This is a genomic window from Pseudomonas sp. SCPG-7 (genome assembly GCF_002156405.1).
Classification (GTDB): Bacteria; Pseudomonadota; Gammaproteobacteria; order Pseudomonadales; family Pseudomonadaceae; genus Aquipseudomonas; species Aquipseudomonas parakoreensis.
Genome location: NZ_MVOO01000024.1, coordinates 16093 through 37870 on the forward strand (window position 1 = coordinate 16093; position 21778 = coordinate 37870).

Consider the following 21778-nt stretch of genomic DNA (forward strand, 5'->3'; position numbering starts at 1 on the left):
CAGCCCCGTCGTCGCACCCCGATAGACTCGCCACACTGCCAGCCTATCCGGGGGAATGCCCGCATGCTCGACGCCATTCGTTGGGACACTGATCTGATCCGCCGCTACGACCTGGCGGGGCCGCGCTACACCTCGTATCCGACCGCCGTGCAATTCAACAGCCAGGTCGGCACCTTCGACCTGTTTCACGCCCTGCGCGAAAGTCGCAAGGCGCTGCGCCCATTGTCGCTGTATGTGCATGTGCCGTTCTGCGCGAATATTTGCTACTACTGCGCCTGCAACAAGGTCATCACCAAGGATCGCGGGCGGGCACAGCCGTATCTGCAACGCCTGGAACAGGAAATCCAGTTGATTGCCTGTCACCTGGAACCGGCACAGAAAGTCGAGCAGTTGCACTTCGGCGGCGGCACCCCGACCTTCCTCAGCCATGACGAGCTGCGGCAGTTGATGGCGCACCTGCGCAAACACTTCAATCTGCTGGATGATGACTCCGGCGACTACGGCATCGAGATCGACCCGCGCGAGGCCGACTGGTCGACCATGGGCCTGCTGCGTGAACTGGGTTTCAACCGGGTCAGCATCGGCCTGCAAGACCTCGATCCGGCGGTGCAACGGGCGGTCAATCGCCTGCAGAGCCTGGAAGAAACCCGTGCAGTGATCGACGCGGCGCGCACCCTGCAATTTCGCTCGATCAACATCGACCTGATCTACGGCCTGCCGAAGCAGACTCCGGAGAATTTCGCGCGTACCGTCGAGGAAGTCATCAGCCTGCAACCGGACCGGCTCTCGGTATTCAACTATGCGCACCTGCCGGAGCGCTTCATGCCACAGCGGCGGATCAACAGCCACGAGCTGCCAAGCCCTGCGCAAAAACTGCAAATGCTCCAGCGCACCATCGAACAACTGACCGCCGCCGGTTATCGCTACATCGGCATGGATCACTTCGCCCTGCCCGACGATGAGTTGGCGATTGCCCAGGAAGAACAGACCCTGCAGCGCAACTTCCAGGGCTACACCACTCACGGCCATTGCGACTTGATTGGTCTGGGGGTGTCGGCGATCAGTCAGATCGGCGATCTCTACTGCCAGAACAACAGCGATCTGAACCAGTACCAGAACACCCTCGCCGCCGCGCAACTGGCGACCAGCCGGGGCTTGGTGTGCAATGCCGACGATCGCCTGCGCCGCGCGGTGATCCAGCAACTGATCTGCAATTTCAGCCTGGAATTCGCCGAAATCGAGCAAGCGTTCAACATTGATTTTCAGGGTTATTTCGGCGCGCTGTGGCCGCAACTGCAGGGCATGGCCAACGACGGGCTGATCAAGCTGGAGCGCGAGCGCATCGAAGTGTTGCCGGCCGGACGCCTGCTGGTGCGTTCGGTGTGCATGGTGTTCGACGCGTACCTGGAACAACAGAACCGCCAGCGCTTCTCGCGGGTGATCTGAAACGTCCTGCTCATGAAACCGATGTATCGCGAATGCCCCGTGTCTTTGTTTGCCCTGCGGCCTTATGCCCGCAGGGCAATCTCGCCCCAGACTGGCCTGAATGTCCTCCCGTGGGTTACCCTTACGGCTTATGTGTGTTTTCCCACAAGGATTTAAGAAATGTCCGAGCCAGTTAAACTGCGCGCTCACAACCAGGCCCATTGCAAGGATTGCAGCCTGGCCCCTCTCTGCCTGCCACTTTCTCTGAATCTGGAAGACATGGATGCGCTGGACGAAATCGTTAAACGTGGTCGCCCGTTGAAAAAGGGTGAGTTCCTGTTTCGCCAGGGTGACACCTTCGATTCCGTTTATGCAGTACGCTCCGGCGCCCTGAAGACCTTCAGCCTGAGCGACACCGGCGAAGAACAGCTCACCGGTTTCCACCTGCCGAGCGAACTGGTCGGTCTGTCCGGCATGGACACCGAGAAACATCCGGTGTCGGCCCAAGCGCTGGAAACCACCTCGGTCTGCGAAATTCCTTTCGAACGCCTCGACGAACTGGCCCTGCAACTGCCCCAGCTGCGCCGGCAACTGATGCGGGTGATGAGCCGCGAGATCCGTGACGACCAGCAAATGATGCTGTTGCTGTCGAAGAAAACCGCCGACGAGCGCATCGCCACGTTCCTGGTCAACCTGTCGGCCCGCTTCCGCGCTCGCGGTTTCTCGGCCAACCAGTTCCGCCTGAGCATGTCGCGCAACGAAATCGGCAATTACCTGGGCCTGGCGGTGGAAACCGTATCGCGAGTGTTCACGCGCTTCCAGCAGAACGAACTGATCGCCGCCGAGGGCAAAGAGATCCACATCCTCGACCCGATCCAGCTCTGCGCCCTGGCCGGCGGCTCGCTCGAAGGTTGATCTCGATCCGCGGTTGAGCGAAGCGTTTCAGCCGCGGGTATACTGCGCCGTTTGCAGCCCTGCCAGGACACCTCGACGATGGTCTTCGACTCCTTCGACATCAAATCCCTGATCCGCCCCGTGATCGACTTCCCGAAACCGGGCGTGATCTTTCGCGACATCACCCCGCTGTTCCAGTCGCCCAAGGCCCTGCGCCTGGTGATGGACAGCTTCGCCCACCGTTATGTGGAAGCCGATTTCACCCACATCGGCGCGATGGATGCGCGCGGTTTCCTGATCGGTTCGGTGCTGGCCTACCAACTGAACAAGCCGCTGGTGCTGTTCCGCAAGCAAGGCAAACTGCCGGCGGACGTGTTGGCCGAAGGTTACGCAACCGAGTACGGCGAAGCGTTCCTCGAAGTCCACGCCGACAGCCTGTGCGAAGGTGATTCGGTGGTGATGTTCGATGACTTGATTGCCACCGGTGGCACGCTGATCGCAGCGGCCAACCTGATTCGCCGCATGGGCGCGCGGGTGCATGAGGCAGCGGCGATTATCGATCTGCCGGAGCTGGGTGGGTCGCAGCGTCTGGAAGATATGGGCATCCCTACCTTCTGCCTGACGCAGTTTGCTTTGACCGATAAATAAGTAGCGCCCTTCAGGCCGCCTTCGCGAGCAAGCTCGCTCCCACAGTTGAATGCATTCTCCTGTGGGAGCGAGCTTGCTCGCGAAGGGGCCAGTAGCCTCACCAAAGATTCAAAGCCCCATCTGCTTGCTGATAATCTCGTTCATCACCTCCCGCGTCCCGCCGCCGATCGACAGAATGCGGTTATCCCGATACAGCCGCTCCACCAGACTCTCGCGCATGTAACCCAAGCCACCGAGGATCTGCACCGCTTCGCGGGTGATCCGGTCCGAGGTGTCCGTGGCGACATTCTTGGCCATGGAAATCTCCTTGATCACGCTCTGCCCCGCCGCCATTTTCGCCGCTTGCCGATAGGTGAACTCGCGCGATACTTCCAGCGCCGTGGCCATTTCGGCCAACCGATGTTTGATCACCTGAAACTTGCCGATCGGCTTGCCGAATGCTTCACGCTCGCGCGCCCATTTCAGCGCTTCTTCGAGCGCGAGCTGCGAGGTCATGTTGGCCATCAGCGCCAGCGCCAGCCGTTCGCTCTGGAAATTGCCCATGATGCAGGCGAAGCCCATGTTCTCGGCGCCGATCAGATTGCCCACAGGCACCCTGCAATCGTCGAAGAACAGCTCAGCGGTGTCCGAGGCCCACCAGCCCATTTTTTTCAACTGGCGGCCGACGGTGAAGCCGGGAGTGCCCTTCTCGATCAACAGCAGGCTGATGCCGCCGAAACCCGGCGCTCCGGTGCGCACGGCGACGGTATAGAAGTCGGCGCGTACGCCACTGGTAATGAAGGTCTTGCTGCCGCTGACCCAATAAACGTCGCCGTCACGCACGGCGCGGGTTTGCAGGTTGGCGACGTCGGAACCACCGCCGGGTTCGGTAATCGCCAACGCACTGATTTTCTCGCCGCTGAGCACTTGCGGCACGACGCGCTCGCGCACCTCGGGCCGGGCCCATTTGACGATCGGTGGCAGGCCGATATCCAGCGAGCCGAGGCCCGCGACCAGACCACCGGAACCGCAGCGCATCAGTTCTTCGCTGGCGGCGACCTTGGCGAACAGATCACCTTCGTGGCTGCCACCCAGCGCTTCGGGATAACCGATGCCAAGAATCCCCGCCGCCCCTGCCTTCAGGTAAAGCTCACGGGGAAAGCCTTCGGCTTCTTCCCACGCGTCGATGTCCGGCAGGATCTCGCGCTCGACGAAACGTCTGACGCTGTCGCGAACCATTTGGTGGCTGGGGTCGAAGTATTCCTGGAAGGCAGGCATCGGCGAACTCCATCAAAGGGTTGGCCGACGTTAACCGAGCGCTTGCTTGGTTTTCAACACAATTGTGTGAATCAGCCAAATCGAGGTGCGCCCATCGCTGGCAAGCCAGCTCCCACAGGTTTCTTTAGTGTGTACAACATTTGTGAACGACCGAAATCACTGTGGGAGCTGGCTTGCCAGCGATGGGGCCAGATCAGGCGATACACCTGTCAGAGGGAAATCGGTTTACGCCCGGCAAACGAATGCGCCAGCGTCCCGCCATCCACCAACTCCAGCTCCCCACCCAACGGCACACCGTGGGCAATCCGCGAGGCGATCAGGCCTTTGTTGGCCAGAAGCTGGGCGATGTAATGCGCGGTCGCCTCACCTTCCACCGTCGGGTTGGTGGCGAGGATGACTTCGGTAAAGGTGCCGGCCTCTTCAATGCGCGCCATCAACTGCGGAATTCCGATGGCTTCCGGCCCCAGACCATCGAGCGGCGACAGGTGGCCCTTGAGCACGAAGTAGCGTCCACGGAAACCGGTCTGCTCCACCGCATACACGTCCATCGGCCCTTCCACCACGCACAGCAGCGTGTCGTCGCGGCGCGTGTCGGCGCATTGCGGGCACAGATCGTCTTCGGTCAGCGTGCGGCACTGACGGCAGTGACCCACCCCTTCCATGGCCTGGCTCAAGGCTTGGGCCAAGCGCGTGCCGCCGCTGCGATCACGCTCGAGCAACTGCAACGCCATGCGCTGGGCGGTTTTCTGACCCACGCCCGGCAAAGTGCGCAGGGCGTCGATCAGTTGGCGAATCAAAGGGCTGAAGCTCATGGGTAAGAAGTCCGACAAAACAACGAGACGCGGTTTATACCCGCGCCTCCGGTCAGCGTCAAATGCTCAGTCCTGGGCGACCTTTACCACCAGTTTGCCGAAGTTGCGCCCCTCCAGCAGACCGATAAACGCCTCGGGTGCCTGCTCCAGACCTTCCACCACGTCTTCGCGGAATTTCACCTTGCCGTCGCGCACCCACGGCACCATGTGGCTGATGAATTCCGGCTGACGGTCGCCGTAGTCATCAAACACGATGAAGCCCTGAATCCGCACACGCTTGGTCAGCAACGTACGCTGCAGCATTGGCAGACGATCCGGGCCCTGCGGCGCTTCAGTGGCGTTGTAACCGGCAATCAGCCCGCACAGCGGAATCCGCGCCTTGGGATTGAGCAGCGGCACCACGGCATCGAACACATGCCCGCCAACGTTTTCGTAATAGATGTCGATGCCGTTCGGGCAGGCCTTGGCCAGTTGCTCGGCAAAGTCCGGCGCCTTGTGATCGATGCAGGCATCGAAACCCAGCTCTTCGACCACGTATTTGCATTTGTCGGCACCACCGGCCACACCCACGGCGCGCAGGCCTTTGATCTTTGCCACTTGACCAACCACTGAACCGACCGCACCGGACGCTGCAGCCACCACCAGGGTTTCGCCTTCTTTCGGCTGACCGATGTCGATCAGCCCCATGTACGCGGTCATCCCCGGCATGCCCAACACGCCGAGCGCCATCGACGGGCTCGGCAGACCGGACGGAATCGGCATGATGTTGCGGCCGTCGCTGATGCTGTGGCTTTGCCAGCCGGTGAGGCCGACCACCAGATCGCCCTGGTGGAATTTCGGATGACGCGAATCCTCGACTCGGCTGACAGCCCCGCCGGTCATCACTTCGCCGATTTGTACCGGCGCGGCATAGGACGGTGCGTCACTCATGCGTCCGCGCATGTAAGGGTCCAGCGACAGGTACAGGGTTTTCAGCAGCACCTGGCCGTCTTCGAGATCCGGCAACGCTTCGCGCTCCAGACGGAAGTTTTCCGGGGTCGGCGCACCGACCGGGCGCGAAGCGAGCACAAAGCGTTGATTGAGAGTCAGAGGGTCGGACATGTCAGCGTCTCCTGTGAATGATGAATTCGGGGGTATAGGGAGCAGACCTTGGTGGCATCACAGCGTTCGATGTTTCTACAGACGCCTGTGGCGAGGGAGCTTGCTCCCGCTGGAGTGCGAAGCGCTCCCCCTGCTTTCTTTCAGGTATACCGGGTTTTCAGGGTTTACGACGACTTCGTCGCCGAGCGGGAGCAAGCTCCCTCGCCACAAACGAATTCCGAACGCCCGAGAAACGGAAACAAAAATGCCAGACGCGATGCCTGGCATTTTGTGTAGCTCATCCAACTCACGATGGCGAATCAGAATGGCAATTTCATCCCCGCTGGCAGGTTCATGCCGGCGGTCATGCTGCCCATTTTTTCCTGGCTGTTGGCTTCGATCTTGCGCACGGCATCGTTGACGGCGGCGGCGACCACGGCTTCGAGCATTTCCTTGTCGTCTTCGCTCAGGCCTTCAACCAGGCTTGGGTCGATGCTGACGCTTTTCACGTCGTGACGACCGGTCATCACCACGGTGACCATATCGCCACCGGCCTTGCCGGTGACTTCGGCGTTGGCCAGTTCTTCCTGCATCTTGGCCATTTTTTCCTGCATCTGCTGCGCCTGCTTCATCAGGCCGGCCATGCCACCTTTCATCATGGGAATCACCTCAAAAGTACTTGGATCAAAACAGCGCCCGGCGCTTAACGCCGAACGCCCTCAGTTATTAGCCTTGGGCGACCAAGGCATCGACAGGTTCAATAGTATCGTGTCGCACGACCGCACCGAACTGCTGGACCATCTGCTGGATGAACGGATCACCGTGGATCGATTCCTCCGCCTCGCGCTGACGGTTGGCCCGGCGACGGGACGCGGCCTGCGCCGGGGTTTCCTGCTCGGGCTTGATCAGCTCGATGGTCAGGGTCAGCGTGCGACCGTGGAACTGGTTCAGCGCATCGTTCAGGCGCCGCTGTTGCGTGGCGTTGAACAGTGCGCTGTGCGCCGGGTCCAGGTGCATCAGCCAATGGTCGCCATCGACCGCGATCAACGTGCAGTTGGCGGCGATGCTGCCGGTCATGCCGGAGATCGGCAGTTGCGGGAACAGCTCCAGCCATTGCAACGCCAGACCGGTGGCTGGCGCGGCGGCAGGCTCCGGCTCGGGTTCCGGGGCTGGCTCGGCGGTGTGCTCGCTGGCCAGGTCGTCGAGGTAGCTGTAGGCCGAATCCATGTCCGGCTCGATGTAGTCTTCGTCCAGCGGCGGCTCGTCGTCGAGGTCCATGCCCGGCGTGGCGGCATCGACGTCGGCGACCGACGGTTCGGGAATCGGCGCAGCGGCCCACTCCGGCGCATCCGGCACCACGCTGTCCGGGGTCGGCAGCGGCATCGGCGGCAATTCGGGCTGCTCGCTGGCGGTTTCCAGTACCGGCTCGACGGCCGGTTGCTGCACAGGTGCGGGTTCCGGCTCAGGTTCGACCGGATCGTTCCACGGCAGATCGACCACCGCTTCGGCGACTGGCTCTGGCTCTGGTTCTGCTTCCGGCGCAGGTGCCGGCGCGGCGGTCACCACAGGCGCTGGCTCCGGTGCCGGCGCAGCAACCGCCGCTGGTGTTGGCGCAACAGCCGCAACGACCACCGGCGCAGGCTTGGGCGCGGCAGCCACGGAGTTTGCGGAATCAACTGTGGCCTGGCTGATCCCCACTGGCTTTAGCGGTTGCCTCGGGGCGTCCGCCGTATCCGCCGGCCGGAAGGCCAGCATCCGCAGCAGCACCATCTCGAAACCGCCACGCGGGTCCGGCGCCAGCGGCAAGTCGCGGCGGCCGATCAGGCCCATCTGGTAATAGAACTGCACGTCTTCGGCCGGCAGCGCTTGAGCCAAAGCCAATACGCGATCACGGTCGCCATGACCGTTGTCGACACCTTCAGGCAAGGCCTGGGCGATGGCGACACGGTGCAGCACGTTGAGAATTTCCGAGAGCACGCCATTCCAGTCCGGCCCCTGCTCAGCCAAGTGACGCACGGCTTCAAGCAACGCCTTGGCATCGCCCTCGATTAGTGCGTGCAGCACGTCGAAGACCTGGCCGTGATCCAGCGTGCCGAGCATCGCCCGCACATCGGCGGCCAATACCTTGCCTTCACCGAAGGCGATGGCCTGGTCGGTCAGGCTCATGGCGTCACGCATCGAGCCGTCAGCGGCGCGGCCCAGCAGCCACAGCGCGTCGTCTTCGAACGGCACGTTTTCGGCGCCCAGGACGTGGGTCAGATGCTCGACCACGCGCTCGGGCGTCATGTTCTTCAGCGAGAACTGCAGGCAACGCGACAAAATCGTTGCCGGAAGTTTCTGCGGGTCCGTGGTCGCGAGGATGAACTTGACGTACGGCGGCGGCTCTTCAAGGGTTTTCAGCAGCGCATTGAAGGAATGGCTGGAGAGCATGTGCACTTCGTCGATCAGGTAGACCTTGAAGCGCCCACGGCTCGGCGCGTACTGCACATTATCGAGCAGCTCGCGGGTGTCCTCGACCTTGGTCCGGCTCGCGGCGTCGATCTCGATCAGGTCGACGAAGCGCCCTTCATCGATCTCGCGGCACACCGAACACTCGCCGCAGGGGCTGGAAGTGATACCTGTCTCACAGTTCAGGCATTTGGCAATGATCCGCGCAATGGTGGTCTTGCCGACCCCGCGGGTACCGGTGAACAGGTACGCGTGGTGCAGCCGCTGGCTGTCCAAGGCATTGATCAGAGCCTTGAGCACATGGGTCTGGCCGACCATTTCGCGGAACGAGCGCGGACGCCATTTACGTGCAAGAACCTGATAACTCATCGAAAACCGTCGCAACGAAGGAAGCTGAAGCGGCTAATGCTAGCGGAGCAAGGGCAAAATTGCATCCGGTGTGCTCGTCTAATCTGGCTAAGCTGCTGTTGGCGAGGAAATTTCGCTCGTGGTCGGGACTCATCGGAGCATTTATGCGTTGGGCCTTGGGAGCTTTGTTGGGGATCAGTCTGAGCGTGAACGCCGCCGAACCGCCGCTGCGCTTCGTCGTGGCCGACAGCTGGGCGATGCCGATGGTGCAAATCGAGCACGGCCGCCCCACCCAGGGCATTCTCCACGACATCATGCTCAGCCTGGCGACACAGGTTGGCGTGCCGGCCGAATTCCATGTGCTGCCGCGCGCCCGGGTGCAGAACGCCATGGAACACGGTGAAGTCGACGTGCGCTGCTATGCCGCACAATCATGGTTGCCGAATCAGTCCGGAGACTACATCTGGAGCCTCCCGCTGCTGTTTCAGCGCGATCTGCTGATCAGCCGCGACAATCAACCGCTCCACGTCGATCCCGCCCGCCTTCCCCGGCAATCGATCGGCACCGTGCTCGGCTACACCTACCCGACTCTGCAGCCGCTGTTCGACGCCGACCACCTGCAACGCGACGACGCGCGCAATCAGGAACAAGTGCTGGAAAAACTCCTGGCCGGGCGTTATCGCTATGCGGTGAGCAATCAATGGACACTGGACTGGTTCAATCAGCGCCTGCTGCCCACGCAGCAACTGCAGGGGGTGGCGGTGCTGCAGGAACAGCATGTCGGCTGCTATGTGAGGAATGACCCGCAGGTGCCGGTGCAGCGGATCCTGCGCACGTTGCTGCGGATGAAAATGTCGGGGGAGATTGATGACATCATCCGGTTGTATACCGGATCCTCGGAAACCACCCCGTAACTCCTTTTTTTGGGGGGACATTTCCCACAGAGAATTATTCAGTAACCGTGCGACTCGCGGAATTTCTGGTAGTCGTGAAATTCGATCCACTCGACCACATCGTACGGCAGATAAAGCTGCTGCCGGGCGCGGGAGATGGCGATGTACACGGCGCAGATCCGCTGATCGAACGCGTAGGCGTCCTTGAACTGCACGTTGGTCAGCAGCTCGGGCGTCAGTAGAACGCGGTCGAACTCCATGCCGCCCGCCTCCTGGGCCTGCATCAACAGGCAGCTTTTGCCGGGGCTGCCGATCATCCGGTTGAGCCGGGTCAGGTCAGCCACCTTGAAGCCCTTCTCCAGCTCGGCCTCGACCCACAGAAACGCCTCGTCGTACTGGTTGGCCTCGCGCACCTGCTGCCACTTCGGCACGTCGCTGAAATAGCGATGCGGGCCCTTCTCGCTGTGCGTGGAACTGTAGTAATCGACCTTGAACAACTCGATGGCGCTGGTCATGAAGTGTTCGAGGTCGCGCTGCGCTTTCATGTCGGCAAAGCTGAACGGGCAATTGGCATCGTGCAGCTGCATCGCCCACTTCATGGTGTCCCAAGGGGACGCCGTCAGCACCACGCAACCTTCGGGCGGGACAAAGCCCTGCGGATAAAACTCGATGCCGACGTCAGCTTCACGCGCGCCTTCGAACGGCACCTTGCTCTTCTCCGAGTGCCGGGAAATCAGCGGATTGACCAGACGCTCGACGTTGCGCCCCGAACGCACCGAGTAGGTGATATCGCTCTGGCGCACTTCACGCTTTCTTTTCACCAGATCACGCTCGGCGTGCTGATACTCATCGCCCAGCGTGATCAGCACCTGCCGGCCGCGCTCGATGATCTGCAGCAGCGACGCAGGAATGTCCTGGCTCTCGTCGATCAGCACGTGGGTATAACGCGGCGGCACCACGCAACCCGCGAGGCTTGCCCGCTTGATCAGCAACAAGGCTTCGAAGCCGCTCTGCCGGCCCCACGCCGGGTTGGCCTCGAGGTAAGTCCAGACGCGGCTCGAATACTCCAGCAACACCTTGGACTCAAGGCTGGACAGCGACAGCTTGAAATGCGGCAGATGATGCGCCGACAGGCTGTAGTCCCGGGAATGGCAATAGCGCTCGAGCGTTTCCAGACAGACGCTCAGGGTGCGTTGCGCATCGTGCTCGCGAAAGCCCAGGATATTCAGCGCCTGCGCCAGACTCTGTTTGCTCGCGACCCGGCCAGCGGCGCTTGCCGGCTGTGGCTTGCGCCCATAAATCAGCCCGCGCGCGAACGCCTCAAAGGTGATGCCGGGCTTGCGTTCACTGACAACGCCCATGCGCTGGCACAGGGTCGCGAGTTTTTCCGGGGTGCGTGCCAGCAACAGGGTTTTCCCGGGGTCCAGGCACTCGGTCAAGGCACCGATCAGATGACTCTTGCCGATCCCGGCGTAGCCTTGCACGTGCAGGTCTTCATCGAGGTTGGCGCGGAAGGTTCTGACCAGTTTGTCTTGTGCGGCGCTGAGCCAGCGCTCGCGGTGTGCCGGGCTGATCATCTGCTGGCTGAACGGATTGTTGGCCGCGTGGTGGCGCGTTTTGAACTCATCATCCCACTTGCCATCGGGCAGCAGGTAATCCTGCGCCGACACCTCGTCAGCCAACAGCAAACGCAGATTCAATCCCCTGATGGCGTTCAGGCCGAAGTACAACTGGCGCGGGTCGAACAGCCGTTGCGCCTCGGACAGCAGCGCTGCCCCGCCATCGACCGCCCAGGCGATCAGGCGCGCCAGCACCTTCTCCGCCGCTGCGGCGGTGAGATCCTTTTCGGTGGCCTGAGCCAGATTCTGGATGACCAGCACGGCGGCCAGCTGCGCATCTGTCAGCGTGTCGAGGATTGTCACGCCATCGGACTGCAACAGGCTCGCGCAGGTCTCGTCCGTCACGGGCAAATAAACGGCGGTGGATAAATCGTGATGTTCCGGGTGCATACAACCTCGTAGCCAGGGCGCGAACTTGTCAACGGCGCGCGCAGCAAGACGGTGGAGTATGCCACTGTTCAACCTTGGTGGCTGAACAGGCATCGGGGCGGCTGCCTTCGCGAGCAGGCTCGCTCCCACAGGGAGCCGGCGTGAAAGCTCAAATCGCGGGCATAAAAAAACCGCAGTGGGCGAAACCCATGCAGTTCTGTTGAAGCGTTCTTTGTTCGTTAAGGTGGTAACCCCACCAGCCACACCCCGGCACACAATGTTCCCGCTGTGGCTGCTTCCTTCCGGATCTGACCAGGTTCACGGGTAATCGTTGCGGGGGGACCGATGGGGTCACCATAACGACACTCACCTGTCGGCGAGCCGCGCCATTGTACCTATCTGAGATGAAGTTACAACCGTTGGTTTCAGATAAAAAATATGAACGGGTTCAAGGACATGCGCTGAGCCTGAAAAGATCGCAGCCTGCGGCAGCTCCTACAGGGTCAGCACCTCATCCGCCTTGCCGCCCGCCTGCTGGATCACCAGATGGATGAAGTGCAACTTGGCAATCGCCGCCGCCGGCAGCACGAACGGGTAGAAATCCGGCTGGCCCATGCTGCGTGACAGCTCGTTGAGCATGCCCGCCAGTTCGATCCACGCATTGACGAACGACAGAAACGCCGCGCCGCCGGGGTGCTCCGGGTCATACAGCGTGCTCGGTGGAAACGGCTGATAGTCGAAGTCCATCTCCCGTGCACTCATGCCGAAACCCAGCGCAGTGTCCACCGCGTCCATCATGTGCAGGTAATGCGCCCAGGTCTCGGCCCAGTCTTCCCACGGGTGCATGGTCGCGTAGGCGCTGACGTAATGTTGCGGCCAGTCCAACGGTGCACCCTGTTGATAGTGACGGTCGAGCGCTTCGGCGTAACTGGCGCGCTCGTCGCCGAACAGGTTGCGGAAGGCTTCGAGCCACGGGCCGTTCGCGATCAGACGATCCCAGTAATAATGCCCGACCTCATGCCGGAAATGCCCGAGCAGCGTGCGATAAGGTTCATGCATCGCCGCCCGCACCTGCTCGCGGTGGGCGTCGTCGGCCTCTTTGATGTCGAGGGTGATCAAGCCGTTGGCGTGGCCGGTCATTGGCGCGTTGCCTTCGAGGTCGACGCCGATGAAATCAAAGGCCAGGCCGCGCTCTTCATCCACGGTTTTCGGGATGACCGGCAGCCCGAGGGTGATCAGTTGCGCCACCAGCCGGCGCTTGGCGATTTCGACTTTGCGCCAGCGCTCAGGGTTTTCCGGCCCCGAGAGGTCGGGGATGGTGCGATTGAGGCTGCAGGCGACGCACAGGCTGTCGCGGCCGTTATCCGGCAGCAGCCAATTGCAGGCGGCGGGGGTGTCGAGATTGGCGCAGCGACGAAACAATCCGGCGTCGGGATCGGCATCGAGTGTCCAGCTACCGTCCTGCGGCCCGGGCTGCAGCGAGGTCAGGCGACTTGCTTCAGGCTGATAGCCGAGCATGGCGCTGCAAGCCAGGCACTGGCTGTTGCGAAAGAACAGCGACTGGCCGCAGCGGCACGGCCAGATTTTGCTATTGCGTGAAGATTCGCCCATGAACGGCGCGACGATGCGAGAACTGAGCTGCTCGAAAAAGCGGTACATGACGATCTCTCCCTGGGGCTTGCCAAGACTAGATCATCCTGAAGTCAACAATGTTCCCGAATACAGCGCAACTGCTGAGTGACACTGCCGATGTGGCGAGGGAGCTTGCTCCCGCCGGGTTGCGAAGCAGCCCCAAAACCATGCGACCTCAGTTATCCTGAAACACCGAGGATGGTGGTTTTGCGACGACTTCGTCGCCGAGCGGGAGCAAGCTCCCTCGCCACAAAAGCAGACTGCCGAACAAAACTGTATCAGGCAGAAATGCCATGGGTTTTGAGGAACGCGATAAACGCCTCTTCGTCCATCACCTTCACGCCCAGCTCATTGGCCCTGGTCAGTTTCGAGCCGGCACCGGGCCCTGCGACCACGCAATGAGTTTTCGCCGATACCGAGCCGGCGACCTTGGCGCCGAGGCTTTCCAGGTGTTCCTTGGCCACATCGCGGCTCATCAGCTCGACCTTGCCGGTCAACACCCAGGTTTCGCCGGACAGCGGCAAGCCTTCGACGACTTTCTTCTCGCTCAGCCAATGCATGCCGAAATCACGCAGCTGTTTCTCCGCCGCTTCGGCAATCTGCCGATGCTCGGCCACAGCAAAAAACTCGCGCACCGAATTGGCCTGCTTCTCCGGCAGCGCCTGGCGCATGTCCAGCCAGTCGGCATTCATCACCGCGTCCAGCGAACCGAACTTGTCTGCCAGTTTCTGCGCGCCGCCCGGGCCGACAAAGGGAATGTGCAGTTTGTCGAGCAGACCGCCGAGGGTGGTGCTGGCGGCAAATTCGGCGCCCAGATCGCCCTGATCCTGAATCTGCAGGCCATGCCCCAGCAACTCGCTGATCACCTGTTGGTTGTGCGCATCTTCAAAGAAGCTGTGAATCTCGTACGCCACTTCCAGACCGATGTCCGGCAGGTAGGTCAGCACCTGTGGCAGCGCCTGTTGCACGCGCTCCAGCGAACCCAGCGAGCGCGCCAGGACTTTGGCCGTCTCTTCGCCGACATCGGGAATGCCAAGGGCGTAGATGAAACGCGCCAACCCCGGCTGCTTGCTGTCTTCAATCGCCGCCAGCAGCTTGTTGCTGGAGACTTCAGCGAAGCCTTCCAGATCAACAATGTCGTCGAACTTCAGCGCATACAGATCGGCCGGCGAATTGACCAGACCTTCGTCGACCAGTTGCTCGACGCTCTTGTCGCCAAGGCCTTCGATGTCCATTGCCCGACGCGAGACAAAGTGAATGATCGCCTGCTTCAGTTGCGCACCACAGGCCAGACGGCCAACGCAACGGTACACCGCGCCTTCGCTGATTGTTTCCTTGCCCTTGCTGCGTTTGACCAGTTGCGTGCGTTCGACATGGGAGCCACAGACCGGGCAGTTCTCTGGAATCGCTACAGGACGCGCATTCTCGGGGCGACGCTCGGTGACCACTTGCACCACCTGCGGGATCACGTCTCCGGCGCGGCGGATGATCACGGTGTCACCGATCATCAGGCCCAGGCGCGCCACTTCATCCATGTTGTGCAAGGTGGCGTTGGCCACGGTGACGCCAGCCACCTTGACCGGTTTCAGCCGTGCCACCGGGGTGACGGCGCCGGTGCGACCGACCTGGAATTCCACGTCGAGCAGTTCGGTGAGTTCTTCCATCGCCGGGAATTTGTGCGCAATCGCCCAGCGCGGTTCGCGGGCACGGAAGCCCAGCTCACGCTGATCGGCGATGCTGTTGACCTTGAACACCACACCGTCGATTTCATAAGCCAGCGAGTTACGTCGCTCACCAATGTCGCGGTAGTAATCCAGGCACTCGCCGATGCCTTTGGCCAGCTTCAGCTCGTGGCTGATCGGCAGGCCCCACTTCTGCAACTGCTTGAGGTTGCCGATGTGAGTATCGGAGATATCGTGGGAGACCTGACCGATGCCGTAGCAGCAGAATTCCAGCGGGCGGTTGGCGGTGATCTTCGAATCCAGCTGGCGCAGGCTACCGGCCGCGGCGTTGCGCGGGTTGGCGAAGGTCTTGCCGCCGACTTCCAGTTGCGAGGCGTTGAGGCGCTCGAAACCGGCCTTGGACATGAACACTTCACCACGCACTTCCAGAGTCGCCGGCCAGCCTTCGCCATGCAGCTTCAACGGAATGTTGCGCACCGTGCGCACGTTGACGCTGATGTCTTCACCGGTGGTGCCATCGCCACGGGTAGCGCCGCGTACCAGCACACCGTCCTGATACAGCAGGCTGACCGCCAGGCCATCGAGTTTCGGCTCGCAGCTGTATTCCACCGCCGCACCGCCACCGAACAGATCACCGGCCGGCAGATCCAGACCTTCGGTCACCCGGCGGTCGAATTCGCGCATGTCGGTTTCTTCGAAGGCGTTGCCGAGACTGAGCATCGGCACTTCGTGACGCACCTGGGTGAATGCAGTCAACGCCACGCTGCCGACACGCTGGGTCGGCGAGTCGCTGGTGATCAGTTCGGGATTGGCCGCCTCCAGCGCCTTGAGCTCGTGGAACAACCGGTCGTACTCGGCGTCCGGAATGCTCGGCTCGTCGAGGACGTGGTACCGGTAGTTGTGCTGATCGAGTTCAGCGCGCAGCTCTAGAATGCGGTTTTTGGCGGCGGTCATGGGTGTTCTCTCATAAAGCAAAAGAGCAGCCGAGGCTGCTCAATTTCTAAATCACAGTGGCTCAGGGCTATGGACATTGTGGCGAGGGAGCTTGCTCCCGCCGGGCTGCGCAGCAGCCCCAAAATCACGGCGGCTTCGCCACCGAGCGGGAGCAAGCTCCCTCGCCACAACTGCGCTCTGGCCTTAGCGCTTCTGGGTCAGGGCGCGGCGTTCGAATTCGACGATGCGCTGACGGTAGTGCTCGATAGTCTGCGCGGTCAGCACGCTACGCTGGTCGTCTTTCAGCTCGCCGTTCAGCTCCTGGGACAGCTTGCGCGCTGCCGCCACCATCACGTCGAAGGCCTGCTTCGGATGACGCGGGCCTGGCAGACCGAGGAAGAAGCTCACCGCCGGGGTGCTGAAATGGTCGATGTCGTCCAGATCAAAGATCCCCGGCTTGACCGCGTTGGCCATGGAGAACAGCACTTCACCGTTGCCGGCCATGCTTTCGTGGCGGTGGAAAATATCCATCTCGCCAAACCGCAGACCGCTTTCCAGAATATTCTGCAGCAGGGCCGGGCCTTTGAAGCCGGCGGCGTCGCGGCAGATCACGCTGATTACCAGGACTTCTTCGGCTTGCGGCTGATCCTTGTCGGCCACCGCTGGCGCAGGCTTGCTGTCGTCGACGAAGTCATCATCACGGCTGCTGAAGCTCGGGCCGCCGTCCAGATCCAGATCAAGGTTCAGGTCGCCCTGGGCCGGACCGTTGCTGCCGCGCTTGCCACGCTTCGAACCGGATTCGCGAGGCTCGCGTGCTTCGCGGGCCGGCATGCTCACCGACGGCAGGTCGTGTTCGTCCAGTTGCGGCTCTTTATGCGTATCCAGCACGCGGGCCGGGCCCAACAGCTCAGCGCTGGTGTCCTCGTCCGGCAGGTTGGACAGACTTCGGTCAAGACGGAATTTCAGTTTTCCCTTGCCGCCGCGCATACGGCGCCAGCCATCGAAAAGAATACCGGCTATCACAATGATGCCGATGACGATCAGCCACTCGCGCAGACCGATTTCCATGTAATCCCGTGCCTCTATAAAAAATGCTGAAAAATAAGGGGTTTACATTGTGCAAACCGCTTTAAAACGTGGCGCCAACTCTATGTTCTGACAGGCGTTTTGCCCACGTATACGAAAAATTGACATTAAACTAGCACGACCAAAGACAACTTTACACCGTCTGTCACATTGGCTCGCGCGAATATGTCGATTGGCCAGCAAGTCGAAGTCGGTAAAAAAGTCCTACAGACTACTCATACCCTTCCGACACCACGCTGACTCAGGCATCCACCATCGCCATCGCCTCCTCGACATCCACTGCAACCAGTCGCGAACAACCCGGCTCGTGCATCGTCACGCCCATCAGTTGATCGGCCATTTCCATGGCGATCTTGTTGTGGGTGATATAGATGAACTGCACGGTCTGCGACATCTCTTTAACCAATCGTGCGTAGCGTCCAACGTTAGCGTCATCCAGTGGCGCGTCAACTTCATCGAGCATGCAGAACGGCGCCGGATTCAATTTGAAGATCGCAAAAACCAGTGCCAGCGCGGTCAGGGCTTTTTCCCCGCCGGAGAGCAAATGGATGGTGCTGTTCTTCTTTCCTGGCGGCCGCGCCATGATCGTCACCCCTGTATCGAGTAGATCTTCGCCCGTCAGTTCCAAATACGCGCTGCCGCCACCGAAAACTTTCGGGAAAAGCGCCTGTAAACCGCCATTGATCTGATCAAAGGTATCTTTGAAGCGGTTACGGGTTTCCTTGTCGATCTTGCGAATGACGTTTTCCAGGGTCTCCAATGCTTCGACCAGATCGGCGTCCTGCGCATCCAGATAACGTTTACGCTCGGATTGTTGCGTGTATTCGTCGATGGCCGCGAGGTTGATCGCGCCCAGGCGCTGAATCCGCGCATTGATCCGTTCGAGTTCTTCTTCGGCGGCGCGTTCACTGGCCTCAGGCGTTAATGTCGCGAGCACGCCATTGAGATCGTAGCCGTCTTCGAGCAATTGATCCTGCAACGCCTTGCGCCGCACGGTCAGCGCCTGCCATTCCATGCGCTGCTGTTCGAGCTGACCACGGATCAGTTGCGATTGCTGCTCGGCCTGGGTCCGGCGCTTTTCCGCCTCGCGCAGTTCGCGGTCGGCGTCTTCCAGCGCGATCTGCGCGGTCTTCAGTTCTTCGTCGACGGTCATGCGCTTGTCGAGCAGCTCTTCGAGTTTCAGGCGCAGCTCTTCCAGCGGTGCCTCGCCCTCCTCCAGATTCAGACTCAGCTGTTCGCGTTTTTCGCTCAGGCGCTCGGCCTGCATCTCCAGACGTTCCAACGCCTGGCGCGTGGAATCGTGCTGCGCACGCAGCGAACCGAGACGCACCGCCAGTTGATGGGCGTGATCCTTGTGCTGGCGGGCTTCCTGACGCACGCGATCAAGGCGTTCGCGCAGGCTGTCACGCTGGGCCAGCAGCAACTCGCGCTGCTCGGTGTCCAGCGCCATGGCATCGAGCGCTTCCTGCAATTGCATGCGCGCTTCGCCAACCTGTTCGTGTTCCAGCTCGCGCTGCTCGCCGAGTTCGATCAGCTCTTCGTCAAGCCGCGTGCGGCGCAGCGTCAGTTGTTCAGCCTTGGCTTTACCGGCAGACAACTGGGCTTTCAATTCACCTTGTGAGCGGGCTTCATCCTGCAGCAGGCGACGCAAATGTTCGCGGCCGTTTTCCTGCTGACGCTGTTGCGCACGCAAGGTCTGCAAGCGGGTTTCCATGGCTTCGACCGTGGCTTCGCGCTCTTCGCGCTCGGCCTGCAACGTCTCGATTTCCTGACCACGGGCGAGCATGCCGCTCTCGGCTTCACTGGCGCGACGTACGCGCAGAAAGTGTCGACCAACCCAGTAACCGTCGCGACTGATCAGGCTCTGCCCGGCACTCAACTGCCCGCGCAGGGCCAGCGCCTGTTCGAGGCTGTCGACCGGTTTGACCTGGCCGAGCCATGGCGACAGATCGATCTGCGCCTCGACTTTATCCAGCAAACTGCCCGCGACGCGCACGCCATCACTGGCGGGGCTGAGCAGGCGCAAATCCCCTTGGGTGAAACCGGACAGATCGAAGCCGCTGAAGTCATCCACCAGCACCGCTTGCAGATCGGCGCCGAGCACGGTTTCCACCGCCAGCTCCCAACCAGCCTCGACCTTCAAGCCTTCGGCGAGACGCGGCCGTTCGGCGAGGTGGTGTTCCTTCAGCCATTCGGCGGTGCCGGTGCCCGGATCGAGCGCAGCTTGCTGCAAGGCTTCCAGCGACGCCAGTCGCCCGTTGAGCCGCTGCAGATCGCCCTGCGCCTGTTGTTGCGCAGTCAGTGCCTGCTGCAATTCCTGACGCAGTTGTTCAAGCTTTTCGACCTGCGCTTCTTCGCTGGTCTGCAAATCTTCGAGGGTCGCTTCGGATTCGGCGAGCTGCTCGTTGAGCGCCATGATCGCCGCGTCTTCCGGGTCGGCGGAAAGCAGATCGCGCTCTTCGGCGAGACGCTTTTGCCGATCGGCCAGCCGCTCCATGCTGGTTTCCAGCTGCTGGATCCGCGACTGCTGCACTTCGGCCTGGCGCCGGGGTTCGGCAGCGGTCAGGTTGAAGGTGTCCCACTGTTCCTGCCAGCCGTGCATGACGCTCTCGGAATCTTCCAGTGCGGCGGCGGCTTCTTCGGCGGCGGCGCTGGTGACTTCCTGCTCGGGGATGAGCATGTCCAGCTCTTCGCCGAGGGTCAGCAGCAACGTGCGGTCGTGGCCCAGGTGCGATTCGGTTTCCAGACGCGCGCGCTCGGCTTCCTTAAGGTCGTCCTGCAACTGACGCAAGCGTTGCTGGCCGTGCTGGATACTCTGCTCGACCCGGGCGATGTCGCCGCCGACCGAATAGAAGCGTCCCTGCACCAGATTGAAGCGTTCGGACAATTCATGGTGCCCGTCGCGCAGGCGCTCGATGGCGGCATCGGCATTGCGCTGCTCGGCGACCAGCGCTTCGAAACTGACTTCCTGGTTGCCGATGATCGATTCGCGCTGGCCGACCTGATCATTCAGATCCTGCCAGCGCAGGGCCGACAGTTGCGCCTTGAGCTGGCGCTCTTCGGCTTTGTATTCCTGATACTTCTTCGCGGACTCGGCCTGACGATGCAGGCGTTCGAGCTGACGCTCAAGCTCTTCACGCAGGTCGGTCAGACGCGCCAGGTTTTCGTGGGTGCGGCGGATGCGGTTTTCGGTTTCGCGCCGACGCTCCTTGTACTTGGAGATGCCCGCCGCTTCTTCGATAAAGTTGCGCAGGTCTTCCGGCTTGGCTTCGATCAGCTTGGAGATCATCCCCTGCTCGATGATCGAGTAGCTGCGCGGGCCGAGGCCGGTGCCGAGGAAGATGTCGGTGATGTCGCGACGGCGGCACTTGGCGCCGTTGAGGAAATAGCTGTTCTGGCTGTCGCGGGTGACCTTGCGGCGAATGGAAATCTCGGCGTACGCCGCGTATTCGCCGACCAGGGTGCCGTCGGAGTTGTCGAACACCAGTTCGATGCTCGCCTGACTCACCGGTTTGCGGCTGGTCGAGCCATTGAAGATGACGTCGGTCATCGACTCGCCACGCAGGTTCTTCGCCGAACTCTCGCCCATCACCCAGCGTACGGCGTCGATGATGTTCGACTTGCCGCAACCGTTCGGCCCGACGACTGCCGCCATGTTACTGGGGAAGTTCACCGTGGTCGGGTCGACGAAGGACTTGAACCCCGCCAGTTTGATGCACTTTAGCCGCACGCTCAGGCAACCGTCAGGGCGGAGACCACCAGATCGCTGCTGCGCTGGGCATAAGCCGTCAGCACGATGCGAATCTGCGGCAAATCACGGGCGAGCACAGCGGCCAGCAGGCGTTCGAACAGTTCGAGGAACTCGCTCATTTCGGCCTTGCGCTGTTCGAGGGCGAGGAAGTAGGCGCGACTCATGGCCGGCTGCAGGTTCTCGACGGTCTCTTGCAGGTACGGGTTGTTGGCAAACGGGTACGCAGCGCGCATCACGGCGAAGCTGTCGTCGACAAAGGTGCGGATGTCCTGACGCTCGTAGCTGGCGGTGAGGCGCTGCTGAATCTGCACGAACGGCGCCATATCGGCCTGAGTCTGCCAGCCGTTGGCAACCGCATTGCCGAGCAGGATGTACAGCTCGCTCATCAGCGTGCACAGGCTCTGCACCTTGTGCGCGGTGAGTTCGGTGACATGGGCGCCACGTCGCGGCAGGATCGCGATCAGGTGGCGGCGTTCGAGGATCAGCAAGGCTTCGCGGACCGATCCGCGGCTGACATTGAGGGCCAGCGTGACCTTCTGTTCCTGAATGCGCTCTCCCGGCTTCATTTCGCCGCGAATGATGCGTTCGGCGAGGTGGTGAGCGATTTGCTCGGCGAGGCTGTCCGGCGCCTTGAACGTCATGGTTGTCCTTCAAACTCTTCGATCTGCACAAGCGGCGCAGTGTAGCGCAAATGCACGTGCATGGCGGAGTGCCCGCACGGCGCTTTTTGGCACGATTCAAGCAAAAAAGCAGTGGTTCCGCTCAGGGTCAATACTCAATAGAGCACGCGTTAATCGACAAAACCGATTTTCCTGACCTTTAAGTCAGAAAACCATTGACCGAAAAGTCAGACCTGCTAAATTCGGCTCACGTCGGTTAACAACAATAATGAGTCTGCGAG

15 protein-coding genes and 1 other RNA gene are annotated in these 21778 nt (G+C 61.3%); 4 read left to right on the plus strand and 12 right to left on the minus strand.

Annotation, left to right across the window (positions count from 1 at the left end; genetic code table 11):
- Positions 1-63: 63 nt before the first annotated feature.
- From hemN to B1722_RS26650, 3 genes are all read left to right on the plus strand, one after another.
- Entirely contained in the window at positions 64-1446 is a 1383-nt protein-coding gene (gene hemN, locus B1722_RS26640; protein ID WP_041067816.1) for an oxygen-independent coproporphyrinogen III oxidase, read from the plus strand.
- A gap of 159 nt (positions 1447-1605) precedes the next feature.
- On the plus strand, positions 1606-2340 hold the full coding sequence (gene fnr, locus B1722_RS26645; protein ID WP_025110355.1) for a fumarate/nitrate reduction transcriptional regulator Fnr: 735 nt from the start codon (positions 1606-1608) through the stop codon (positions 2338-2340).
- 78 nt (positions 2341-2418) lie between these two features.
- On the plus strand, positions 2419-2967 hold the full coding sequence (locus B1722_RS26650; protein ID WP_003223345.1) for an adenine phosphoribosyltransferase: 549 nt from the start codon (positions 2419-2421) through the stop codon (positions 2965-2967).
- 108 nt (positions 2968-3075) lie between these two features.
- On the opposite strand, the gene B1722_RS26655 is transcribed toward B1722_RS26650, so the two are convergent.
- From B1722_RS26655 to dnaX, 5 genes are all read right to left on the minus strand, one after another.
- Positions 3076-4224 (minus strand): acyl-CoA dehydrogenase family protein, encoded by a 1149-nt coding sequence (locus B1722_RS26655; RefSeq protein ID WP_086794901.1) that lies wholly within the window; start codon positions 4222-4224, stop codon positions 3076-3078.
- 209 nt (positions 4225-4433) lie between these two features.
- Positions 4434-5036, minus strand: coding sequence for a recombination mediator RecR (gene recR, locus B1722_RS26660; RefSeq protein ID WP_007965550.1), 603 nt, complete (start codon positions 5034-5036; stop codon positions 4434-4436).
- A 66-nt stretch (positions 5037-5102) separates the two neighbouring features.
- Complete coding sequence (locus B1722_RS26665; RefSeq protein ID WP_086794902.1) at positions 5103-6137, minus strand: NADP-dependent oxidoreductase; 1035 nt, start codon at positions 6135-6137, stop codon at positions 5103-5105.
- Positions 6138-6436: 299 nt separating this feature from the next.
- Complete coding sequence (locus tag B1722_RS26675) at positions 6437-6775, minus strand: YbaB/EbfC family nucleoid-associated protein (protein WP_003223337.1); 339 nt, start codon at positions 6773-6775, stop codon at positions 6437-6439.
- A 67-nt stretch (positions 6776-6842) separates the two neighbouring features.
- The gene (gene dnaX / locus B1722_RS26680; protein ID WP_041067805.1) at positions 6843-8933 is read right to left on the minus strand and encodes a DNA polymerase III subunit gamma/tau; all 2091 of its coding nucleotides are present in this window, start codon (positions 8931-8933) and stop codon (positions 6843-6845) included.
- A gap of 143 nt (positions 8934-9076) precedes the next feature.
- Between dnaX and B1722_RS26685 the strand changes: the two genes are divergently transcribed.
- Positions 9077-9826 (plus strand): ABC transporter substrate-binding protein, encoded by a 750-nt coding sequence (locus B1722_RS26685; protein WP_086794903.1) that lies wholly within the window; start codon positions 9077-9079, stop codon positions 9824-9826.
- Positions 9827-9864: 38 nt separating this feature from the next.
- On the opposite strand, the gene B1722_RS26690 is transcribed toward B1722_RS26685, so the two are convergent.
- The 7 genes from B1722_RS26690 to B1722_RS26720 form a co-directional block, all read right to left on the minus strand.
- Positions 9865-11814: a hypothetical protein gene (locus tag B1722_RS26690; protein WP_086794904.1), complete on the minus strand. Its 1950-nt coding sequence runs from the start codon at positions 11812-11814 to the stop codon at positions 9865-9867.
- Positions 11815-12044: 230 nt separating this feature from the next.
- Positions 12045-12141: signal recognition particle sRNA small type (gene ffs / locus B1722_RS26695), an RNA gene on the minus strand.
- 147 nt (positions 12142-12288) lie between these two features.
- A complete protein-coding gene (locus tag B1722_RS26700; protein WP_086794905.1) occupies positions 12289-13452 on the minus strand; it encodes a putative zinc-binding metallopeptidase in 1164 nt (387 codons plus the stop codon).
- Between the two features lie 251 nt (positions 13453-13703).
- Positions 13704-16061 (minus strand): NAD-dependent DNA ligase LigA, encoded by a 2358-nt coding sequence (gene ligA / locus B1722_RS26705; protein ID WP_086794906.1) that lies wholly within the window; start codon positions 16059-16061, stop codon positions 13704-13706.
- A 183-nt stretch (positions 16062-16244) separates the two neighbouring features.
- Positions 16245-17108: a cell division protein ZipA gene (zipA, locus tag B1722_RS26710; RefSeq protein ID WP_027613270.1), complete on the minus strand. Its 864-nt coding sequence runs from the start codon at positions 17106-17108 to the stop codon at positions 16245-16247.
- 259 nt (positions 17109-17367) lie between these two features.
- Complete coding sequence (gene smc, locus B1722_RS26715; protein ID WP_086794907.1) at positions 17368-20856, minus strand: chromosome segregation protein SMC; 3489 nt, start codon at positions 20854-20856, stop codon at positions 17368-17370.
- Between the two features lie 2 nt (positions 20857-20858).
- On the minus strand, positions 20859-21518 hold the full coding sequence (locus B1722_RS26720; protein WP_041067784.1) for a GntR family transcriptional regulator: 660 nt from the start codon (positions 21516-21518) through the stop codon (positions 20859-20861).
- Positions 21519-21778 lie beyond the last annotated feature (260 nt).